The organism is Ruegeria sp. BI7 (assembly GCF_056537925.1).
This window is the reverse complement of record NZ_JBQFSK010000001.1, coordinates 221,251-235,048: the sequence shown is the minus strand read 5'-3', so window position 1 is coordinate 235,048 and position 13,798 is coordinate 221,251. Positions and strand designations below refer to the sequence as shown.

The 13,798-nt window shown below is 57.7% G+C and carries 13 protein-coding genes; 4 read left to right on the top strand and 9 right to left on the bottom strand.

Annotated features, from left to right (window positions below):
- Nucleotides 1-6: 6 nt before the first annotated feature.
- From ACR0JB_RS01175 to scpA, 3 genes are all read right to left on the bottom strand, one after another.
- The gene (locus ACR0JB_RS01175; protein WP_226688724.1) at nt 7-531 is read right to left on the bottom strand and encodes a GNAT family N-acetyltransferase; all 525 of its coding nucleotides are present in this window, start codon (nt 529-531) and stop codon (nt 7-9) included.
- Entirely contained in the window at nt 528-1,130 is a 603-nt protein-coding gene (locus ACR0JB_RS01170; RefSeq protein WP_480789622.1) for a VOC family protein, read from the bottom strand. Before ACR0JB_RS01170 ends, ACR0JB_RS01175 begins: the two co-directional genes overlap by 4 nt.
- A gap of 107 nt (nt 1,131-1,237) precedes the next feature.
- A complete protein-coding gene (gene scpA / locus ACR0JB_RS01165) occupies nt 1,238-3,364 on the bottom strand; it encodes a methylmalonyl-CoA mutase (RefSeq protein WP_170360355.1) in 2,127 nt (708 codons plus the stop codon).
- 168 nt (nt 3,365-3,532) lie between these two features.
- Here scpA and ACR0JB_RS01160 point away from each other — a divergent pair, with 168 nt between their 5' ends.
- On the top strand, nt 3,533-3,979 hold the full coding sequence (locus tag ACR0JB_RS01160; protein WP_170347984.1) for a DUF4174 domain-containing protein: 447 nt from the start codon (nt 3,533-3,535) through the stop codon (nt 3,977-3,979).
- 76 nt (nt 3,980-4,055) lie between these two features.
- Here the strand turns inward: ACR0JB_RS01160 and ACR0JB_RS01155 are convergent, their stop codons facing one another.
- Nucleotides 4,056-6,101 carry an acetyl-CoA carboxylase biotin carboxylase subunit gene (locus tag ACR0JB_RS01155; protein WP_170395593.1) on the bottom strand — a complete coding sequence of 682 codons (2,046 nt, stop codon included), beginning with the start codon at nt 6,099-6,101 and terminating at the stop codon, nt 4,056-4,058.
- A 114-nt stretch (nt 6,102-6,215) separates the two neighbouring features.
- Nucleotides 6,216-6,419, bottom strand: a complete 204-nt coding sequence (locus ACR0JB_RS01150) for a hypothetical protein (RefSeq protein ID WP_170347982.1) — start codon at nt 6,417-6,419, stop codon at nt 6,216-6,218.
- A gap of 650 nt (nt 6,420-7,069) precedes the next feature.
- Between ACR0JB_RS01150 and ACR0JB_RS01145 the strand changes: the two genes are divergently transcribed.
- A complete protein-coding gene (locus tag ACR0JB_RS01145; protein ID WP_170577349.1) occupies nt 7,070-8,233 on the top strand; it encodes a DcaP family trimeric outer membrane transporter in 1,164 nt (387 codons plus the stop codon).
- Between the two features lie 87 nt (nt 8,234-8,320).
- Here the strand turns inward: ACR0JB_RS01145 and ACR0JB_RS01140 are convergent, their stop codons facing one another.
- From ACR0JB_RS01140 to ACR0JB_RS01125, 4 genes are all read right to left on the bottom strand, one after another.
- Nucleotides 8,321-8,674 (bottom strand): alpha-amylase family protein, encoded by a 354-nt coding sequence (locus tag ACR0JB_RS01140; protein ID WP_170347980.1) that lies wholly within the window; start codon nt 8,672-8,674, stop codon nt 8,321-8,323.
- Nucleotides 8,668-8,805, bottom strand: a complete 138-nt coding sequence (locus ACR0JB_RS01135; RefSeq protein WP_170504649.1) for a hypothetical protein — start codon at nt 8,803-8,805, stop codon at nt 8,668-8,670. Before ACR0JB_RS01135 ends, ACR0JB_RS01140 begins: the two co-directional genes overlap by 7 nt.
- 2 nt (nt 8,806-8,807) lie before the next feature.
- Nucleotides 8,808-9,290, bottom strand: a complete 483-nt coding sequence (locus tag ACR0JB_RS01130; RefSeq protein WP_254440472.1) for a DUF6497 family protein — start codon at nt 9,288-9,290, stop codon at nt 8,808-8,810.
- Nucleotides 9,291-9,390: 100 nt separating this feature from the next.
- Nucleotides 9,391-10,923, bottom strand: coding sequence for an acyl-CoA carboxylase subunit beta (locus ACR0JB_RS01125; protein WP_170347979.1), 1,533 nt, complete (start codon nt 10,921-10,923; stop codon nt 9,391-9,393).
- Between the two features lie 183 nt (nt 10,924-11,106).
- Between ACR0JB_RS01125 and ACR0JB_RS01120 the strand changes: the two genes are divergently transcribed.
- Both ACR0JB_RS01120 and ACR0JB_RS01115 read left to right on the top strand, forming a co-directional pair.
- Nucleotides 11,107-12,312: a multidrug effflux MFS transporter gene (locus ACR0JB_RS01120; protein ID WP_170347978.1), complete on the top strand. Its 1,206-nt coding sequence runs from the start codon at nt 11,107-11,109 to the stop codon at nt 12,310-12,312.
- Between the two features lie 65 nt (nt 12,313-12,377).
- The gene (locus ACR0JB_RS01115) at nt 12,378-13,778 is read left to right on the top strand and encodes a helix-turn-helix domain-containing protein (RefSeq protein WP_170347977.1); all 1,401 of its coding nucleotides are present in this window, start codon (nt 12,378-12,380) and stop codon (nt 13,776-13,778) included.
- Nucleotides 13,779-13,798: the final 20 nt, after the last annotated feature.

The following is a 13,798-nucleotide window of genomic DNA, read 5'->3' as shown; positions in this document are numbered from 1 at the left end:
CGCACCCTAGCGTCCGAAATCGCGACTGTCAGGTACGACAGGTGGGTCAGAGGAAATAATTTTCTGCATCAGCACAAGATCCAACCGTTTGCCCCATTTGAATCCAACCTCTGGCATGTGCCCCACTTGCTTAAACCCCAGCGCCGCGTGGAATGCGACCGCCCCAGGATTCGCCGAGGAGATCCCGGCCACCAGCACATGCACACCTTCCACCCGGGCGGCGGTAAAAAGCGCCGCCATCAATGCCCTCCCAACCCCTTGCCCCCGCGCATCAGGGGCCAATTGGATCGTAAGCTCGCGGCACTGCGCGTAACCTGGCCCGGAGCGGTATGGGCCGTAGGTGGCAAAACCCACAACTTGCTTGCCTTTTCCCGCAACCCAATAGCCGTCCCCACGAGAAACGATATCCTTGGCGATGCTTTCGACGCTGCGCTCATCCGTGGTGAAGGTCACAAGCGTATCGCGGATGATCGTGTTGGTGATTTCCGCGATTGAGGCGGCGTCCGCGACCTTTGCGCGCCGTATTTTCATTCCAGCACGCGGGGGCCATGCGGGGTTTCGAACTCGGCCCGCAAGGCGGCCGGACCGGTATCGAACACCACGGTTTCCAGATTACCCAGCAACCGCGCCAGATCCAAAGCGTCAGGATGAAAAACCACCAAACGTCTCAGGCGGCATCCACTGCCTTGCAACATACGCGCCGGGTGCAGATCGCCGTGCCATTGAATGAGCGCAGGAAACAGATTGTCGAATGGCAGCCGCCCGTTGGGCGGGACCGCCATTTGCCACCTCAGCGCGCCTCGGGTCAGGTCAATTGGTTGGCCTACGCCATCTGGGAATATGGACAGTGCGGCCTGGATATCTGAGACCCGGCATATCCAGTTTGTTAGGCGCGGCTGGCCAGAAAATCGATCCAGATCGAACCACCGTGTGCGCTTTAGTTTTGGTGCCTGCGGATCAATCGCGATGGCCTCGAGATAAAGCCCATCCCGCAAACCCAGTAACCGGTTGTGCGTGCCGAATGCATCATGTTTACCGCCCGCCTGCAGTGGCACTCCCAATGCCTGTTCGATATGGGCCGAGACTTCTTCCAATGTCTCACCCGCAACGGCCAAATGATCCAGTAACACGTGCGCTGCCTCCAACAAAAAACGACCAGATCCCGATGGATCTGGTCGCATGTTTTCGCCAACGGCGGTGAATCACAAGATTTTTCGCCGAAAAATCTTGGCTGGCCTCAGCCTTTTGCTTCTCGGATCAGACGCAGGATATCCTGCGCGGCCTCGGGGATATTGGTTCCCGGACCAAAGATCGCCTTCACGCCATGGTCATAAAGGAACTGATAATCCTGCTGCGGGATCACGCCGCCACAGATCACAATGATGTCCTCTGCCCCGGCTTTCTTGAGTTCCTCAACCAGTTGCGGCGCCAGTGTCTTGTGCCCCGCGGCCTGCGAGGAAATGCCAACCACATGCACATCGTTATCAACTGCGTCTTGCGCAGCTTCGGCAGGTGTTTGGAACAACGGGCCAACGTCCACGTCAAACCCGATATCGGCAAAGGCTGTGGCGATGACTTTGGCACCCCTGTCATGCCCGTCCTGCCCCATCTTGACCACCAGCAAACGGGGGCGACGGCCTTCGGCTTCGGCGAACTCCTCAATGGATTTCTGGATCGCAGCAAAGCCCTCATCACCTTCGTAAGCCGCGCCGTAGACACCGGCCAAAGTCTTCACCTCGGCGCGGTGGCGGCCGAATTCTTTCTCCATTGCCATGCTGATCTCTCCTACGGATGCGCGGGCGCGGGCGGCCTCGACCGCAGCAGCCAGCAGGTTGCCACCCTCGCGGGCGGTCTTGGTCAGTGCGTCCAGCGCTTGTTGGCACGCAGCTTCGTCGCGGGTGGCGCGAATGCGTTCCAGACGTGCTACCTGAGCCTCACGTACGGCGACATTGTCGACGTCCAGGATGTCGATCGGATCTTCCTGTTCCTTGCGGTATTTGTTGACCCCGACGATAACCTCGTCACCCCGGTCGATCATCGCCTGACGACGGGCGGCGCTTTCTTCGATCCGCAGTTTCGGCATGCCCGAGGCTACGGCCTTGGTCATACCGCCCATTTCCTCGACTTCTTCCATCAATGCCCAGGCCTTTTCGACCAGTTCATTGGTCAGGCTTTCGATGTAGTAGGACCCGGCAAGCGGATCGACCACATCGGTCACGCCGGTTTCTTCCTGCAGTACCAACTGAGTATTCCGCGCGATACGTGCCGAGAAATCGGTGGGCAGCGCAATCGCCTCGTCCAGCGCGTTGGTATGCAGCGATTGGGTACCGCCCAGAACCGCACTCATCGCCTCATAGGCGGTGCGGATCACGTTGTTGTAAGGGTCCTGCTCTTGAAGCGACACACCAGAAGTCTGGCAGTGGGTGCGCAGCATCTTCGACCGCTCGGATTTTGCTCCGAACTCGGTCATAACCCGGTGCCACAAGGTGCGTGCGGCACGCAGTTTGGCAATCTCCATGAAGAAGTTCATGCCTATGGCAAAGAAAAACGACAGGCGTCCAGCGAATTTGTCCACATCCATCCCGGCCTGCGTTGCGGCGCGTACGTATTCACGCCCGTCCGCCAAAGTATAGGCCAGCTCCTGCACCAAGTTCGCTCCGGCTTCCTGCATGTGATAGCCGGAGATCGAGATCGAATTGAATTTGGGCATCTCATTCGACGTGAATTCAATAATATCCGAGATGATCTTCATCGAAGGATCGGGCGGATAAATATATGTGTTGCGCACCATGAACTCTTTCAGAATGTCGTTCTGAATAGTCCCCGACAGAACGGATTTGTCGTGCCCCTGCTCTTCGCCCGCCACGATAAAGCTGGCAAGGATGGGGATCACCGCACCGTTCATCGTCATCGATACCGAGACCTTGTCCAACGGGATGCCATCGAACAGGATTTTCATATCTTCAACGCTGTCGATGGCCACACCAGCCTTGCCGACATCGCCAACCACGCGCGGGTGGTCACTGTCATAGCCCCGGTGCGTCGCCAGATCGAAAGCAACCGAGACGCCCTGTTGGCCCGCAGCCAGATTGCGGCGGTAAAAAGCGTTCGATTCCTCGGCCGTCGAGAACCCGGCATACTGGCGAATTGTCCACGGCCGCCCCGCATACATCGTCGCCTTCACTCCGCGCGTAAACGGACCGAAACCGGGCAACGATCCCATATGCGGAAGATTTGCAGTGTCCTCCTGCGTATAGAGCGGTTTGACGTCGATGCCTTCCAACGTCTCTTTCGTCAGATCCTCCAACGGACGCCCGCGCAGCTCTTTTTCGGCTAGCGCGCGCCAGTCTTTCGTATCGGTCATAGCGATATCCTTTTTTCAATTCGGGTCGCGCTGGGGCCTGGCCTGCGCGTTGTGGTGTTCGGAAGGGTTGGTTCAGACAGCGCTTTACGCAAAATTTTGAACCTTTGATGCAATTCGCCGGTCGCATTCACCGACGCAGGGGCTATATTCAATTCAACAGGAGGCCCCATGATACGAACGCTTGCCCTTGTTTTCTCGGCACTATTCCCGCTGGCCGCCTTGGCTGCCGACGGGTCCGCACCGGTGGAAGACGAATTTGTTCGCCCTACTGGTGACAGCGATCTCAGTGAGTTTCTTTGGGTCAAACGGCCCATCGTCGTTTTTGCCGACACGCCAGCCGACCCGCGGTTCCAGCAACAGATCGATATGCTGACCGAAGGCGAGGCAGCGATGCGCGACCGTGATGTGGTCGTGCTGACCGACACCGACCCTTCGGCGCGGTCTCCGATCCGGTCGCAGCTGCGGCCTCGCGGGTTCCAAATGGTATTCGTCGACAAGGACGGCGTGGTCAAACTGCGCAAACCGTCCCCATGGAGCGTGCGTGAAATCGGCCGGTCCATCGACAAAACCCCCCTGCGCGAACGCGAGATTCGCGAGCGGCGCCAGGGCGGCTGAACGCATTCGCCACGCCCAAAGCACCCGGCGCAAAACGCCGTGACCATTTGGATATATGACGAACGCGCGGACATGATCACTCGAACTCGATGATCACGTCGTCCACGGCCAGACTGTCGCCGGGGCCTGCGTTGATCTTGGCGACCACACCTTTCTTCTCGGCGCGCAGGATATTTTCCATCTTCATTGCCTCGACCGTACAAAGCGCCTGACCTTCCTGAACCTCCTGACCTATTTCGACGTCGATCTTCACGATCAGTCCGGGCATCGGGCAGAGCAGCATTTTCGAGGTATCAGGTGGCAACTTCTCGGGCATCAGTTTGGCCAGTTCTGCCTGACGCGGTGTACGGACATGAACTTTCAGGTCAGCACCTCGATTGCGAATACGGAAGCCGCCAGAGATTTTGCCGACCTTCAGAACAAGCGGAGCGCCGTCTACATCTAGCAACGCAAGCTGATCGCCCGGTGTCCAATCTGATGCAACACGCATCACCGCACCGTCAGTGAACGTAACCGTTGACCCGTCATGATCCGCCTCGATGGCAAGTTCGAAATCCTGACCTTGCAGGGTAACGGTCCAATCGGTTCCGACCTTACGCTCGTGATTATCCATGCGGCCCGAAACACGGGTGCGGCGAATCTCAGCAACACGATGCATCGCCGCGCATGAGGCCGCGATGCGACGCAAGTCGGCCTCGGGCAAGGTTACACCTTCAAACCCGTCGGGATATTCTTCGGCGATGAAGGCCGTTGTCATATCGCCGCTGACGAATTTCGGGTGATCCATCACAGCGGACAGGAACGGCAGGTTGTGACCGATGCCTTCGACCTCGAAACTGTCCAGCGCTACACGCATCGCCTCAATCGCGGCTTCACGGGTCGGGGCCCAGGTACACAGCTTAGCGATCATCGGGTCGTAATACATGCTGATCTCGCCGCCTTCATAGACGCCGGTATCGTTGCGCACGGCGGCCTCACCATTGGGCGCGTCACCCTGCCACTTGCCGTTGACCAACATTGGACCAGCAGCGGTTTCCTGCGGCGGGCGATAGCGGGTCAAACGGCCAATCGACGGCAGGAAGTTGCGATACGGGTCCTCCGCATACAGACGGTTTTCGATGGCCCAGCCGGTCAGGGTCACGTCGTCCTGCGTGATGGACAGAGGCTCACCCGCAGCAACGCGAATCATCTGTTCGACCAGGTCGACGCCGGTGATCAACTCGGTCACTGGGTGTTCCACCTGCAGGCGTGTGTTCATTTCAAGGAAGTAGAAGTTCTTGTCGCCATCCACGATGAATTCCACCGTACCCGCGCTGGCGTAGTTCACAGCCTTGGCCAGAGCGACAGCTTGTTCGCCCATCGCCTTGCGGGTTTCGGGGTCAAGGAAGGGCGACGGGGCTTCTTCCACGACTTTCTGGTTCCGGCGCTGGATCGAACATTCACGCTCGCCCAGATAAATCCCGTTGCCGTGGCTGTCGCACAGCACCTGAATTTCGATATGGCGCGGCTGGGTCACGAATTTCTCGATGAAAATCCGGTCATCGCCAAACGAATTCGCGGCCTCGTTCTTGGATGACTGGAACCCTTCGCGCGCTTCTTCGTCGTTCCACGCGATCCGCATGCCTTTACCGCCGCCACCGGCGCTGGCCTTGATCATGACCGGATAACCGATTTCGTTCGAAATCTTCACCGCCTCATCGGCGTCTTCGATCAGGCCCATATAACCGGGAACAGTCGAAACACCCGCATCCTGCGCGATTTTCTTCGAGGTGATCTTGTCACCCATGCTTTCAATCGCACCAACCGGGGGACCCACAAAAGCCACGCCTTCGGCATCCAATGCCTCGGCGAATTTGGCGTTTTCAGACAGAAAACCGTAACCCGGATGCACCGCCTGCGCCCCGCTCTGGCGGATGGCATCCATCACCTTGTCGATCACAATATAGGACTGGTTCGCGGGCGGCGGGCCGATGTGTACGGCCTCATCCGCCATCGATACATGCAACGCTTGTCTGTCCGCGTCCGAGTATATGGCAACTGTGCCGATACCCATCTTGCGTGCAGTCTTGATGACCCGGCAGGCGATCTCACCCCGGTTGGCGATCAGGATCTTGTTGAACATGGAACGTCCTTTGTCTTGATGTTCTGGAAACGCAAAACGCCGCCGCAGGGCGTAAACCCTGCGACGGCGTGATGCGCAATGGCAACCGGAGCGGCGGGCGCCCCGAATTCTTGGTTAGTAACAGTTCTTCTGTGTTTTGCAGTACAGCACGTTGCCCGCAGCCCCGACTGCTGCGCCGACAAACGGATCCGCTCCGATGACCGCCGAACCCAGTGCCCCTGCGCCGCCGCCAAGCAACGCCTGTTCACCGAATGAGTCGCCGCAGGCAGCAAGGCCCGCGCAGGTCGCAACGGCCAGGAAGAATTTTGAGATTCGCATGTGTTCTGCCCCTTTAGCTTTCTTGATGCATTGGGGCGCAGATGCCGGAACCAAGCGCTGTTATTCAATAACAAGCGCTGGAAATGGATGTTTTGCGCAGATTTATGCCGCATTAAGCCTGCATTGTGCGCAAAGAAAAACGCGGGCAGGATTTTGTGGGTTTCACAAACCTGCCCGCGGAAGGAAGGGGTACGGAATAGTAGGTGCTTGTGCGGCGCAGGCAAAGTAGAGCCGCACGGCCCGATCACATTGCACGGCACAAATGAGGCCGCAAACAAAGTATTGTTTCCACCCAAATTTCCGGCCAGAATTCGCCCATAAGGCGAATTCCCGCGCAAAATCGTGCCGACACCGGGTCGTCCCGACTGGAAAACGCCATCCTCTGAATCAGTCACACTTCCGTTACAATTCGCGCTTCCGAGGCGATTTTCTGCATGTGCAACATCACGTTTCAGTTCGCTGTTCTCATTTGAAAAAGTCTTTGCGAACGTATGGTTAACCGATCTGTTCACCTTGCTGTGAAAAATACCGACTCTTTGCACAATTTTGCTTGAGGAAAACGGCGCTTTCTTTGCCGTTCTCGTGATTTCCCCCACTGACGTTTGCGTGAAACTTTGCGTGGGCACACTCGCACACAAGGAATCAACTGCATGATTACAAATAGAAAAAAGGCACTCTTGCTTGCTGCCTCTGCGCTTAGCGTCACGGGCACGCTCGCGCTCGCTCAAGATGCCGGAACCCAGGCAGAACTGGATGCGCTGCGCGCCCGCGTCGAGGCGCTGGAGACCGCAAATACCGGCTCTGGGGGCGGAGACGGAGACCTGAGGATCGGAAACACCACCTTGGACCTCTACGGCTACGTCAAGGCCGACTTTTTCTACGATACGGATTTCGAACTTGGCGATTTGGCCGATACGTCGCGGATTGGTGAGCCCCAATTTGCCACGGATGGAACCTTTGGCGCCACGGTTCGCCAATCTCGGGTCGGATTGCGCACGACGACGCCAAGTGCATTGGGCGATATCGGTGGTCAACTGGAACTGGATCTTTTCTCCGGCGGTACGGACGGTCCGGCCGAATTGCGTCTGAGACACGCCAACATCACAATCGGTGACCACTGGTTGATCGGTCAGTACTGGACCAACTTCCAGCCGCTGGATACCTACCCGACCTCTGTGGAATTCAACGGCCCCGTTGGTATCCCCTTCGCGCGTGTCCCTCAGGTACGCTTTACGAATAAGATTGGCGGCAACGCAACCTTTGCCCTTTCGGTTGAAGAAAATGTCGGCGCTTCGAATTCCGATGATCCGGTTCTGACGGCGTCGGCGGAATATAATGACGGGAAATACATCGCCCGAGCCTCGGCCTTGTACGGCAGGGCACAATCCGGTGATGTCGAAGTTGATCAAACCGGCTTTACTCTGTCGGCTGGTATCCGTCCCTGGGAAGGTGGTCTGTTTCAGGTCAACTACGTCGACGGCGAAGCGCTTGGCCCATATCTGATCGGCTTCGGGGACGCCATCGTCGGTGGCGAGGCCAACGACGTTGACGGCTTTACCGTCGAACTCCGGCAGCAAATTAGCGAAAAGTGGAATGTCGGCATTGCCTATGGCGAAGAAGATTACGACCTGCCCACCTCGACCGGAACTCTGGCTTTTACCGAGCTTGAGACAATCCACGTCAATGCCTTCTACAAGGCAACCGACGATCTGACGTTCAGCGCCGAATATTTCTTTGGCGAACGCAACGACGCGTCTACAGGCCGGACATTTGACTCGGACCGTGTTCAATTCGCGGCCCAGCTGAATTTCTAGGCACACAAATCCACCCTGCCCGATCCTGGGCAGGGTTTTTTCCGAAGTTTCCCCCGAATGGATATGCGCGACAGCGGGTTGCACGGATCAGCGTATCCCGTCGAAGATATCGGGGAACGACATGCGCGCCGCGTCCACATCAATCACCAGCAGCGCATCATAGCTGGCCGGATCGAACGGATCTTCGGCCGCGATCACCTCACGCTCGAACAACCAACTTAGGCGACCGGCGTCCAGGTTGCCACGCTCGAACGGCTGGTCTCCGAAATTCTGCCACAGCGCTTCCATAAACGCCGCATCCGCACGGCGATCGGCGGGTTTGCGGTCACGGAACCGCTCGCGCCGGGCAATCGGGGTTACGCCCTTGGGATTGGCGCGGCGAATGGTGAACTGAAAATCAGTTCCGGCCAGACGTCCGGGGAATCCGCGGTGCTTCAGCATGCCAGCACCTCGTTGTTCGATATATTCCGGGAAACAAACTTGTACCCGAGTGCAGACGGGATCATTTCGCGCACCTCCAAAGCCGCTATGGTGATCAGGAACGCTCGGACGTGGTGAAAACGGGGTTTCATGGTCAGAGCCCCTCCCAGATACATTGGGATTGCTCCAGCCGGTAGGCTTCAAAGTACTGAGTTGCATCAGGTGAAGATCGCCCGAATTCAAGGGGTCGATCAGAAAGCGATATCACGACCCGCGCCGGATCAAGCTCGTATTTCGCGACATAGGCCACCGCAAGGGTTTGGCACAGATGTTCCATGTCCACCGAGGCCACATCATACCCGATCCGTCCAACGTCCGATCCGATCTTGGGCGCGATAAAACGGAACCTGACCCACAGCTCGCCCGGGTTGTTGTCCAGCAGCACATCACTCAGATGCACCGGCTGACCAGAGGGGACAGGCAACAGGTTTTCGGATTGAGCGATTGCAGGGGAGGTCCATGCCAGAAACGCCAGTACAAAAGCGCGATCCCAGACCCACAAGTGGGCTCCTCTCTCCGGGATCGCGCGCGCATGGCTTTCGGCCCGCGCGTGTTTGTATCTGGTAAGACGTCTCATCTAGCAGCTTTGGCCTCAAAGTCAAACGTACCGACAGTTACTCTTGCCATGACCCGCCCAAGGAGCATTCTGCAAAGGGCAGGTCATTCAGCGCAGTCCGTTACAGCGGAATGTTGTCGTGCTTTTTCCACGGGTTTTTCAGCTGCTTGTTGCGCAGGCTGGCAAACGCGCGCGACACTCGGCGCCGGGTGGATTGCGGCATGATCACCTCGTCGATGAAACCGCGCTCAGCCGCAACAAAGGGGTTGGCAAAGCGATCTTCGTAGTCCTGCGTGTGCTGCGCGATCTTTTCAGCATCGCCCAGATCGGCACGGTGGATGATCTCAGTCGCGCCCTTGGCACCCATCACCGCGATTTCAGCTGTGGGCCAAGCATAGTTGAAATCGCCGCGCAGGTGCTTGGAGGCCATAACGTCATAGGCGCCACCATAGGCTTTGCGAGTAATCACGGTGACCTTTGGAACCGTCGCTTCACCATAGGCAAACAACAGCTTGGCGCCGTGCTTGATCACCCCGCCATATTCCTGCGACGTCCCCGGCAGGAATCCGGGCACGTCCACCAGCGTCAGGATCGGGATTTCAAAACAATCGCAGAACCGCACGAACCGCGCCGCCTTGCGCGAGCTGTCAATGTCCAGACATCCGGCCAGAACCATCGGCTGGTTCGCCACGACACCCACAGTCTGTCCTTCCAACCGGATGAAACCAGTGATGATGTTCTTGGCGTAATCTTCCTGAATTTCGTAGAAATCGCCCTCATCCGCCACCTTGGTGATCAGCTCTTTCATGTCGTAGGGCGTGTTGGGATTGTCTGGGATCAGAGTATCCAGCGAGGTTTCAACCCGTTCGGGGCTGTCAAAGAACGGACGAACGGGCGGTTTCTCTTGGTTGTTCAGCGGCAGGAAATCGACCAGACGGCGCACCTCGGCCAGTGCTTCGACGTCGTTTTCAAACGCGCCATCGGCGACCGAGGACTTCTTGGTGTGGGTCGACGCACCACCCAGTTCCTCTGCCGTGACAACTTCGTTTGTCACGGTTTTCACCACATCGGGGCCGGTCACAAACATGTACGACGTGTCTTTGACCATAAAGATAAAGTCGGTCATCGCCGGGCTGTAAACCGCACCGCCCGCACATGGCCCCATGATCACGCTGATCTGAGGAACGACGCCCGAGGCCATGATGTTGCGCTGAAACACTTCGGCATAACCGGCCAGCGAAGCCACGCCTTCTTGGATTCTCGCACCCCCCGAGTCGTTGATTCCAATTACAGGCGCGCCGTTTTGGATCGCCATATCCATGATCTTGCAAATTTTCTGCGCATGGGTTTCCGACAGCGAACCACCAAACACGGTAAAATCTTGGCTGAACACATAGACCATGCGGCCATTGACTGTGCCCCAGCCGGTGACCACACCATCACCCGCAGGCTTTTGATTTTCCATCCCAAAGTCAGTGCAACGATGGTTGACGAACATGTCGAACTCTTCGAAACTGCCCTCATCCAACAACAGTTCGATCCGCTCGCGTGCTGTCAACTTACCGCGGCCGTGCTGCGCGTCGATACGCTTTTGCCCACCCCCAAGACGGGCGTCGTTGCGGCGGTCTTCAAGCTCAGTCAGGATGTCTTTCATGGCGCTAATTCCCTGTGAAATTTAGGCGAACACTATACGCACGGATGCCGTTGCCAAAGTACATTTCGGCAAATTTGCAAACCTTTGGCAACAAAGTTATGGAAAACTGTAAAATTGCAAAGTTTCATACTGAAACACCGTCTTGGATAGCATTCCCTGAAACGGTCATTATACCTGTGAACCATGCAGTTTAGTTCGCCTATGGCGCGTCGGTCGCCACCCACCATTTTCACGCTGGTTTTGCTGTCGGGGCTGTCCGCCCTCAGCCTGAACCTGTTCCTGCCCAGCCTCCCAAATATGGCGCTGCATTTTCAGACCGACTACAAGGTCATGCAACTGTCCATCGCGCTGTACCTGCTGGTCAATGCGGTGCTGCAGGTACTGATCGGCCCGATTGCGGATAAAGCGGGGCGTCGCCCTGTTTTACTGTGGGGATTGGCGCTGTTTCTGATCGCCACGCTGGGCTGTATCTATGCGCCGACGGCCGAGGTTTTTCTAGCCTTTCGAATGTGCCAGGCCATCGTGGTGGTCGGCATGGTGCTGAGCCGAGCAGCCGTCCGGGATCTTTATGATCAGGATCAGGCGGCCTCGATGATCGGCTATGTGACCATGGGCATGGCCATCGTACCGATGATCGGCCCTGCCATCGGCGGCCTGCTTGAGGAAAGCTTTGGGTGGAAAGCTAATTTCTGGCTGCCTTTCGGCCTGGGCGCTTTGACGCTGGCATTGACCTTTGTCGACTTTGGGGAAACCTCCGCCAAAAGCGGTAAAACGCTGGTACAGCAATTCCGAGAATATCCAGAGCTGCTGCGCTCACCTCGGTTCTGGGGCTATTCCTTGTCCTCTGCCCTGTCTTCGGGCGCGTTTTTTGCCTATCTGGGCGGCGCGCCCTTCATCGGTACGGAATTGTTCGGCCTCAGTGCCGCGCAGGTCGGCATCTATTTCGGCGCTCCTGCTGTCGGGTATTTTGTCGGCAATTTTCTCAGTGGTCGATACTCGGTCAGATTTGGCGTGAACCGGATGGTATACTGGGGATGTTGGCTGAACGCGATGGGTGTTGCCTTGTCGGCCATCCTGTTTCTGGCAGGTTTTGGCACCGCGCTCAGCTTCTTTGGCCTCATGACCTTTGTGGGCCTTGGCAACGGCATGACGATCCCCAACGCCACCTCGGGCGCCCTGTCGGTGCGTCCGCATCTGGCCGCCACCGCCTCGGGCCTCAGCGGCGCGATCATGCTGGGCGGTGGTGCGGGCCTCAGCGCCCTGGCCGGGACGTTGCTGACCCATGAAACCGGCGCCATGCCCCTGCTTTGGCTGATGCTGGCAACATCGGCGCTGGCGATCTGCGCGATTGCGTCCGTCATCCGACGCGAGAGGCAACTGGGCTTGTAACACAGCTTGCACCGCATGGTTTGCAAAGTTAGCTTGCCACAACGGAAAAGTTGCAAAGAAACGCCATGGCCACTCAAAAGCTATATGCCGGTGCGAAACTGCGCGAAATGCGCACGCGCCTGACCCTGACGCAAAAGGAATTCGCCACCAAATTGGGCGTCTCTTTGCCCTACTTAAACCAGATGGAGAACAATAACCGGCCGATCTCGACCACAGTTGTTCTGGCTCTGGCACAGGAGTTCGGTATGGATGTGACCGAGCTGAGCACCGGCGACAGCGAGCGTCTGGTCTCGGACATGCGCGAGGCTTTGGCCGACCCGGTTTTCGATGACGCCATACCACCACTGGCCGATCTGCGCCTGACGGCCTCGAACGCTCCTGCACTGGCGCGCGCGTTCATCGCACTGCACCGCACCTATCGCCAAACCCATGAACGGCTCGCTTCGCTGGACGAAGCTTTGGGTCGCGAGGACGCGCAGATTCAGGCCAGCCCCTGGGAAGAGGTGCGTGACTTTTTTCATTATTGCGACAACTACATCGACGCGGTCGACCGCGCGGCCGAACATTTTTCGACCCGCGCTGGTAAGGCCGATGGCATAAGGGCGGAAGCGATCAACAGTCTTAATGAGCGCGACATTCGGGTGCAATTTGTCGATATACCCGAAACACGGAAATACGACGCTGACAGCAAGACACTGCAACTCTCGTCCCGTATCGCGCCGCAAACACAAGTGTTTCAACTGCTGCTGCAATTGGCGCTTATCAGCCAGGACAAACTGCTCGAAGCCACCCTGGACTTCGCCAAGTTCCAAAGCGAGGAAGCCCGCGCCATCGCCAAGATCGGTTTGGCCAACTATTTCGCCGGGGCGTCCTTGATGCCTTACGACGCCTTTCTGACCGCAGCGCAGGATTATCGCCACGATCTGGAACTGCTCAGCAACCGGTTCGGCGCGTCAATCGAACAAGTGGCACACCGGCTTTCCACACTGCAACGCCCCGGTGCCAAAGGCATCCCGTTCTTCTTTGTCCGCGTTGATCAGGCTGGTACGATCACCAAACGCCATTCGGCCACTCGCCTGCAATTTGCACGTTTCGGCGGTGCCTGCCCCCTGTGGAATGTCCACCGTGCCTTTGAAACGCCCGGCCATTTCCTGCGGCAACTGGCGGAAACACCCGACGGCGTGCGCTATATCTCTCTGGCTCGGGATGTTTCGAAATCGGGCGGTTCCTATGGCGCGCCGGTGCGTCGCTATGCCATCGCGCTTGGGTGCGAAATCCGCCACGCCGAAGCGCTGGTCTATGCCGACAATCTCGACATCAATAACGCCAGCGCCTATGAGCCCATCGGCATCTCGTGCCGTATCTGCGAACGGCAAACCTGCCACCAACGCTCGGTCCCGCCGCTGGAACGCCGCCTGTCGATCGACGCCCACACCCGTGGAACCCTGCCATATAAGGTCACCTGATCTTCACCTGGCCTGAAAGT